Genomic DNA, 7,947 nt, shown 5'->3' with positions numbered 1-7,947 from the left:
AGCACCGCGCCGGTGCTCGCGTCGACGAACACGTGCAGCCTGCTGGGCGCGGTCGCGGTACGACCCGCCACCACCGTCTCCCAGGCCAGCGCGCTCTTGTCGTCCTTGACCCGGACGACCAGGCGGTGCGACTCGACCTTGTCCACGACCGCGAGCCTGGCCTTGGAGGTGGCCTCGGCGGCGGCGGCGGTGATGGTCGGCTGGGTGGTGACCGATATGCGTGCTTCGGTGGAGGACTGGGTCGCCCGCACCCGGCCCTTTCCGTCGGCCAGTACCACGGCGTCCCCACCGACGACCGGGAGGCCGCGGTAGGTGCGCTGGTACGCGACCGAGTACAGGTCGTCGACCCACGGGGTCACGACCTGGCGTTCGTACTGCTCGTCGGGCCCCTTGGCGAGGACATCCAGGCCGCTGGCGGCCGCCCGGTCGGCGGCGGATACCGCGAGTGCCTGGGGGTTTGCGGGGGGAGGGGACGGGTCGGCGGCGGCCGACGGTCCGGCCGCGCCGATCGCCAAACCGGCGAGCATGGCCAGGACGGTCCCGGCCGTGGTCGTTCTGCGATTCATCGAGGCTCCTTGGGTGGAAGGCAGACCTCGACCACGTCGCCGGCATGCGCCGCGTACGCCTCGTGAGCGACGCGGGCGACCGTGCAGGCCGGGTTCGTGCCCGAGCGAGCGAAACACTCACACGGGTGTGGGGACTTGGTGAAGTGATCGGCAACGGCCGGCAAATTCTGGCAAACGCCAAGCAGACCCCGGGAGTCGCGGGAGTGCCGGGTCAACCGATCGGGCGGCCGTCGCTGATTTTCGGTGCCTGCTCCGAGGCCGTCTCATCGCCCATCGACAGAGACGGCCGGAGCCGCGCCGACCGCCGCTCAGTGACCGGGCATCTGCTCCAACAGGTCGCGGACCTCGGGCAGATCGCTCCAATGCCGAGTCAGACGTCGGCGCAGGCTCAGCAGTTCCCGATTGGTGGTGGCCGTGCCCAGACCCGCCGCCTCGTGCACCACCGGCGCGGCGGCGAGCACCGCCGCGTCCGGTTGGCCGGCGCACGCGAGCGCGTCCGCCAGGCGCACCGTGAGCAACACCCGCGCCGGTCGCATCGGCACCGGCAGCAGGTCGAGCGCCGCCTGTACCGATTGCACCGCCGCGCGCGCCGAGGGAAGGTCGCCGGTGCGCGCGGCCAGGTCGCGCAGCGCGCCGCCGATGGTGGCCTCCATCCGCAGCCGGCCGGCCAGCCCGGTCAGCCACGGCGCCTCGTCCCGATCGCGTTCGTCGAAGCGCGTCACGTGTCGATGTGCGGTGGTGATGTGCCGACGACACTCGGCGATGTCGCCGTCGAGCGCGTGGCCGCGCGCCTGGTAGAGCTGGGCCAGTGTGGTGATCCAGGCCCGACCGGGGTCCACCGCCTCCAGCGCGCGGGCGTAGGCCAGCGCCGCCGCCGCGTCGCCGTCCAGGCGAGCCAGCGAGCACACGTCGCCGAGCAACGACGCGCGGGCGCCCGGACTCTCGCAGACATCGGCCCAGTTGAGTCCTCGGTCGTACCAGGCCATGCCGATCACGCTCTGCCCCTGCTGCATCCGGAACCGACCGGCGAGCTGGGCGTAGTCGGCCGCGAGTCGGAGCTGCGCGTGCGGCGAACGGCCGTGCGCGTTGAGCGATTCGGCCCAACTGACGATCCGGCGCAGCACGTACTCCACCGAACCGACCAGCCCGGTGGTGGCGCCACCGTGCAGACCGGCCTGGGTGTAGCCGCCGAGCAGGGCGGTGAGCACGTGTACGACGTCGGGGTCGACGCCGGTGGGGTTGTTCCCGTCGATGTCGCCCAGGATGGTGAGCGCGTCGGCGTACGGGGGCACCTCGCACTCGTGACACCCGTCCTTGCCGTGCAGCGGGCAGGGCAGCCCGTGGTACGGCAGCCGATCGGGCCAGAACCGGTCGGCCAGCGGTGCCAGACCGGCGGGTGCCTCGCCGCCCGGAATCACCGAGAAATGGGTGCGGTGCAGGGCGGGCGGCGGGATCGATCGGCTGGTCAACAGCGCGGACAGGTCCCCGCCGGTGTCCAGCAGATCGTCGAGTCGGCGCGGTAGTCCGGCGGGCGGCTCGCGCAGGCCGGCCTCCAGCTTGCTGATCAGGCTGTGGTGGTAGCCGACGCGTAGCCCGAGCTGCTGTTGCGTCATTCCCGCGAGGCGGCGCCGGGTCCGCAGCGTGCGGCCGAACTCCGCCCACAACGGTGTCGACGCGACCTTTAGCGGTGGGGACGCGACCTTTGTGGTGACGGGCGCGTTCGGGAGCCTGTTCACGTTCGTCCTCCCCGAGTAACTCCGGATGGTCGACGGTTGGTCACTGCCCGGAGCAGGGTGACAGACGGCGGTAGCGGTTGTCTGCGGTGGAACGAGCCATTCCGCTTTTGCCGGATGGGTGTACGGGGCTGGAGCCCGAACCGAGACGACGTGACATATCACCCTGCATCATCCGGCTGCCCCCCGGACGGCGGTCGTGGGGTGTGCTTGCGGCCGGGACTGCGCGAGACTTGCCACACCGGTAGCACTCACCCCTTCCTTTGCTGAGGCACTATGCGCTGCACGATCGCTGGCCAGTCCTTCCACCTGCAGATGAACGAGGTGGAGCGTGCGATGAGCGGGGTCAAGCCCGACCCGATCACCGGCGAATCGGTCCGTATCGGGCGCCGTACCTATCCGGTCAAGCAGGTGGGATCGGTGGTCACGGGACAACTTCCGCGTGATTTCAGCGCGGCGGAGGTCTCGCGGGCGCTCACCAAGCTCGGCTTCACCGTTTTGCCGCCGGCGCCGGCGGCCGAGACCGAACTCTGATCGTTCGGGTCTTTCGGGGCCGCTCGTAGTCGTTCGAAGTCTTGCGGGCCGTGCGGGGACGTTCGAAGTCGCGCGGAGTCGCGCGGAGGCGTTCGAAGTCGCACGGAGCCGTGCGGAGTCGGGCGGAGGCGTTCGGAATCGTTCGGCATGGAGGCCGGTCGGGCTGTGTTTGCCCGGCCGGCCTTCGTCGGCCCCGGTCGGTGCCTGCCGTTCTCGGCCTTTTCGGGTCCGGCGTCGGTCAGGCGCTGGGCGTCGCCCGGCTGGGCAGGCCGGCGAGGAGGTCGCCTCGCGCGCCCGGACCGGCCGAGGCGCGCAGGTCGTGCGAGGTCAGCGGTTCGCCGCAGTGTGAGCACACGTGTACGGCCGTGGTGGGTTGGCCGCAGTTGGTGTGCGTGACGATCAGCGGCGGGCCGTCCGGCGCGGCCCACTGGTCGCCCCACTGACGCATCGCGTTGAGTACCGGCCACAAGGTGCGGCCCTTGTCGGTGAGCCGGTAGTCGTACCGTGCCGGTTTGTCCTGGTACGCCTCGCGGACCAGGACGTCGTGCTCGATCAGGTGCTCCAGCCGCTGGGTGAGCACATTGCGGGAAATGCCCAGCCGCTCGTGGAAGTCGTCGAAGCGGGTCACGCCCAGGAACGCGTCCCGCACGATCAGCATCGTCCACCACTCGCCGGCCACCTCCAGGAACTGGGCGACCGAGCAGGGCATCTCCTGGAAACTCTTCCGACGCATGGCGCCATCCTAACCGGTGAGTCCTTTCATGGAACTCATTGAGTTGCATTATAGAACTTACCCGCTCTACGTTGAGTTTCGTCATAGAACTCATCCGTCATGGAACTCGACCGAGGGGATGCGCCGTCATGGCCGACACCGATCCGGATCACCCACCACGTGCGCTCGCCGCAGTTCTGGTCTGCGCGGGCGTGGTGCTCGTCAACCTCGACCTGTTCATCGTCAACGTGGCGATGCCGTCATTGGCCGAGACCTGGTCACACTCCTCGCTCGCCGACCTGTCCTGGGTGCTCAACGCCTACACCGTGGTGTTCGCCGCGCTCCTGGTCCCCGCCGGCCGACTCTCCGACCGGATCGGCCACCGGCGGGCGTTTCTGGCCGGGACCGCGGTGTTCACCGCGGCGTCCGCGCTGTGCGCCGCGTCGCCGACGCTCGCGGTGCTGGTGATCGCCCGCCTCGGCCAGGCGGTCGGCGCCGCGCTGTTGATGCCCGCGTCGTTGGGCCTGTTGCTCACCTCCTATCCGCCCGAGCGGCGCGGCGCGGTGATCAGGGCGTGGGCCGCGATCGGCGGACTCGCCGCCGCCCTCGGGCCGATCCTGGGCGGGCTGCTGCTCGAACCCGGCTGGCGCTGGGTCTTCCTGGTCAACCTGCCGATCGGGGTGGGCACGCTGGTGCTCGGCCTACGGCGGCTGCCCGATCCGGCGCCCACCGACCGCGGGCCGCTGCCCGACCTGCTCGGGGCCGCGCTGTTGACGGCGGCGATCGGCGCGTTGTCGCTGGGCGTGGTCCGGGCGCCGGACTGGGGCTGGTGGTCCGGCCGTACGGTGGCCGTCTGGGCGCTCACCCTGGTCCTGGTGGTGGGCTTCCTGCTGCGCAATGGGCGCCATCCGCGCCCGGTGGTCGAAGGGGCATTGGTGCGCAACCGCACCTATGCGGTGGCCGGCGTCGCCAACACCCTGTTCGGGATCGCGTTCGCCGGGATGTTGATCTCCGGCACGATGTGGATGCAGACCGTGTGGGGCTGGAGCGCGCTGCGCACCGGGCTGGGCACGGTGCCCGGACCGCTGTGCGTGCCGTTCGTGAGCATTGTGGCCGGCCGATACGTGAGCCGGTTCGGACCCGGGCCGCTGGTGGTGCTCGGGGGGCTCTCGTTCAGCGCGGGGTTGGGATGGTGGATCATCCGGCTCGAACCGCACGCGCGTTATGCGAGCGACATGCTGCCCGGCTCGATCCTGACCGGTATCGGGGTCGGCCTGATTCTGCCCACGCTGATCGCCACCGCGACCGGGGCGCTGAGTCCGGACCGGTTCGCCACCGGCTCGGGGGTGATCACCATGCTGCGTCAGGTCGGCTCGGCGCTGGGCGTCGCGGTGTTCGTCGCGGCGGTGGGCGCGCCGACGACGCTCGACGGGTACGACCGGGCCTGGTACATCCTCGGCGCGGCGACCCTGCTCACGGCGACGGCGGCGCTGTTCCTGCCGCGACCGGGGCGGGAGCCGGCGACGGGGGGACCGGTGGCGTCGAAGGCCGGGTCGGTGCGGGCCGAAGGGGCGACGGCCGGCTAGCGATCGGCCGGGGTGCGGGGCGGGCCGTCGGGGCCGAACGGGGCCCGGGCCGGTGGGTGTCGTGGCCGGGAATCGGTGCCGGGGGCCGGCCGCGACACCGGGGCGGTCGGGGGCTCTCTCGGTCGGGAGCCCGGTCAGGCGTCCTTCGCCGCCTTGGCGGCCTTGGCCGCGCGCTTGGCCTCCTGCTTGTGTGCCCGGACCTTGGCCAGCGACTCGGGGCCGGTGATGTCGGCCACCGAGCGGTGCGCGCCGGCCTCGCCGTAGCCGCCGGCCGCCTCGCGCCAACCCTTCGGGGCCACGCCGTACTGCTTGCCGAGCAGGGCCAGGAAGATCTGCGCCTTCTGCTTCCCGAAGCCGGGCAGGTCCTGGAGGCGCTTGAGCAACTCCGTGCCGGTCGCCGCGTCGGCCCACACGGCGCTCGCCTTGCCGTCGTAGTGCTCGACCAGGTATCGACACAACTGCTGCACGCGGTTGGCCATCGACCCGGGATAGCGGTGCACGGCGGGCTTGGTGGAGAGCAACTCGGCGAATTCGTCCGGGTCGTACTCGGCGATCTCGTGCGCGTCCAGGTCGGTGCGGCCCAGGCGTTGGGCGATCGTGTACGGGCCGGCGAAGGCCCATTCCATCGGGATCTGCTGATCCAGGAGCATGCCGACCAGCGCCGCCAACGCACTGCGCCCGAGCAATTCGTCCGCCTCGGCCTGCTGGGCGAGGTGCACTGTCGTATTCATCCTTCGATGATCTCCCGGCGGACACCGCACGCGCACTCGGACTCGCCGAGGTGGGGGCGGGGCGTTCAGTGGCTGCCGGTGCGCGGTACGACCAGTCCCGATTCGTAGGCGACGACCACCGCCTGGACCCGGTCGCGCAGGCCCAGTCGGCGCAACACCCGGCTCACGTGCGACTTGACCGTCTCCTCGCCGACCACCAGGCGGGTGGCGATCTCCGCGTTCGACAGGCCCTCGGCGACCAGACGCAACACGTCGACCTCCCGGGGGGTCAGGTCGGCCAGACCGGGTGGGGCCGGGCGTGGCCGCAGTCGGGTGAACTCGCCGATCAGCCGCCGGGTGACGCTCGGCGCCAGGAGCGCCTCGCCGGCGGCCACCACGCGGACCGCGTCGAAGAGGCGTTCGGCGGTCACGTCCTTGATCAGGAAGCCGCCGGCGCCCGCGACCAGTGCGTCGTAGACGTGCTCGTCCAGGTCGAACGTGGTCAGCATCAGGATCCGGGGCGGCTCGCCGTCGCCGACGTCGGTACGGATGCGCCGGGTCGCCTCGATGCCGTCCATGACCGGCATCCGTACGTCCATCACCACGACGTCCGGCCGCTGCTCGCGGCAACGCGCGATCGCCTCCGCGCCGTCCGCCGCGGTGCCGACCACGACGAAGTCCGGTTGGGTGTCCAGGAGTGCGGCGAAACCGGCCCGGACCACCTCCTGGTCGTCGGCCACCACGATCCGCAACGTCGCCTGCCCGTTCATCCCGTGCCCCCGGCGCCGGCGAACCCGCCGGCGCCGACGGTGCCGCCCGCACCGGCAAGCCCGCCGGCGCCGGGTATGCCGCCGGTGCCGGCCGGCCCACCGGTGCCTGCCGGGCGCGGGGCCGGGAGGGTGGCCTCGACCAGGAAGCCGCCCATCGGCGTCGCCCCGGTACGCACCTCGCCGCCCACGCTCGCAGCGCGCTCGCGCATGCCCGGCAGACCGTGCCCGCCCGGGCCGGCGCCGACGCGCGGGCCCGGTCCGTTGTCGCGCACTCGCACCCGCAACAGGTCTTCGTCGGAGTAGTCGAGCACTACGTCCACGGCGGCTCCGGGGGCATGGCGGCGAGCATTGGTCAACGACTCCTGGACGATGCGATAGGCCGCCAACTCGACGCCCGGGTCGAGCACCGCGATCCGCCCGTGCACGATCAGCCGCATGCCCGCGCCGGCGAAGTCGCGGGACTCGTCGATCAGATCGAGCAGTTGCTGGAGTCCGGGCTGCGGCCGGCGGGTCGGCTCGGCGCCGGCGTCCTCGCGCAGCACCCCGAGCAGGCGGCGCATCTCGGTCAGCGCGGTGCGGGCCGTGTCGCCGATCGCGAGCAGCCGTTCGGCGCCCTGCTTCGGCATCCCCGGGGTGGTCAGTCGGGCGGTCTCGGCCTGCACCGAGATCATCGAGATGTGGTGGGCCACCACGTCGTGCAACTCCCGGGCGATCCTGGCCCGTTCGCCGCGCGCGGTGAACTCCAGCAGGGTGCTTTCGATCGCGTGCCGGGAGGCGTTCCGCTCGGCGGTGCGGGTGCGGGCGCCGCGCACCCGGATCCGGACCAGCGTCGCCCACGCGGCGAGCAGCGCGACCGAAGCGGCGATCGGCACACCCTGGTAGAGCACGGCGGTGGGCACCGCGGCCGCGGTCATCGCCACCGCGACCGTCGCCGGCCGGCGCGGCGCGAACAGCAACGGCACCGTCGCGCACAGGCCCAGGATCAGCGCGATCGACAACGTGCCCGCCGCCTGGCCGGAGCGCAGCGCGGTGCGCAACACCGTCTCCGGCAGGGAGAACAGGCCGAGCGCCACCCCCGCGGCGAAGGCGAGGGAACCCCACGGCGGTTCCGTGCGCCATGGGTGGGTCGGCCACGGGTGGGCGGGCCGGCGGGGTCCGCGCCACGGTTGTGCTCGCCGCGGTCGTCCGCGCCACAGCGACTCGCTGCGCCGCCGACCGGGGTCGAGGGCGCGGCCCGGGATCGGATCGCTGTGCTTCATGGCGCCATTGTCTCGGCCGGTCCACCCGGCCCGCTTCCCCCGGGCCGGGGAATCCGCCTCCCCCGCAGCGGGGAGAC

General features: G+C 72.2%; 7 protein-coding genes and 1 pseudogene. 2 read left to right on the top strand and 6 right to left on the bottom strand.

The features are described 5' to 3' along the window. Positions 1-566: pseudogene (locus ACFXMF_RS18595) on the bottom strand (peptidase M28); the annotation flags it as partial. A gap of 308 nt (positions 567-874) precedes the next feature. Further along, positions 875-2,302 (bottom strand): helix-turn-helix transcriptional regulator, encoded by a 1,428-nt coding sequence (locus tag ACFXMF_RS18590; RefSeq protein WP_360305501.1) that lies wholly within the window; start codon positions 2,300-2,302, stop codon positions 875-877. 273 nt (positions 2,303-2,575) lie between these two features. Here ACFXMF_RS18590 and ACFXMF_RS18585 point away from each other — a divergent pair, with 273 nt between their 5' ends. Further along, positions 2,576-2,833 (top strand): SCO5918 family protein, encoded by a 258-nt coding sequence (locus ACFXMF_RS18585; protein WP_360305503.1) that lies wholly within the window; start codon positions 2,576-2,578, stop codon positions 2,831-2,833. A 238-nt stretch (positions 2,834-3,071) separates the two neighbouring features. Here ACFXMF_RS18585 and ACFXMF_RS18580 read toward each other — a convergent pair whose 3' ends face one another. Next, complete coding sequence (locus ACFXMF_RS18580; RefSeq protein WP_360305505.1) at positions 3,072-3,566, bottom strand: helix-turn-helix domain-containing protein; 495 nt, start codon at positions 3,564-3,566, stop codon at positions 3,072-3,074. A 128-nt stretch (positions 3,567-3,694) separates the two neighbouring features. Between ACFXMF_RS18580 and ACFXMF_RS18575 the strand changes: the two genes are divergently transcribed. Next, positions 3,695-5,131: an MFS transporter gene (locus tag ACFXMF_RS18575; RefSeq protein ID WP_379992415.1), complete on the top strand. Its 1,437-nt coding sequence runs from the start codon at positions 3,695-3,697 to the stop codon at positions 5,129-5,131. Positions 5,132-5,265: 134 nt separating this feature from the next. Here the strand turns inward: ACFXMF_RS18575 and ACFXMF_RS18570 are convergent, their stop codons facing one another. The 3 genes from ACFXMF_RS18570 to ACFXMF_RS18560 form a co-directional block, all read right to left on the bottom strand. Then, positions 5,266-5,862, bottom strand: a complete 597-nt coding sequence (locus ACFXMF_RS18570; RefSeq protein ID WP_360305509.1) for an HhH-GPD-type base excision DNA repair protein — start codon at positions 5,860-5,862, stop codon at positions 5,266-5,268. Positions 5,863-5,927: 65 nt separating this feature from the next. Next, positions 5,928-6,611 (bottom strand): response regulator transcription factor, encoded by a 684-nt coding sequence (locus ACFXMF_RS18565; RefSeq protein ID WP_360305511.1) that lies wholly within the window; start codon positions 6,609-6,611, stop codon positions 5,928-5,930. Next, positions 6,608-7,870, bottom strand: a complete 1,263-nt coding sequence (locus tag ACFXMF_RS18560) for a sensor histidine kinase (protein WP_380020689.1) — start codon at positions 7,868-7,870, stop codon at positions 6,608-6,610. The genes ACFXMF_RS18565 and ACFXMF_RS18560 overlap by 4 nt, the downstream gene beginning before the upstream one ends. Positions 7,871-7,947 lie beyond the last annotated feature (77 nt).

The sequence above is a fragment of the Embleya sp. NPDC059213 genome (assembly GCF_042754445.1).
Lineage (GTDB): Bacteria > Actinomycetota > Actinomycetes > Streptomycetales > Streptomycetaceae > Embleya.
Note: the sequence above shows the minus strand (reverse complement) of the source record. Positions and strands in the feature narration are given on the sequence as shown.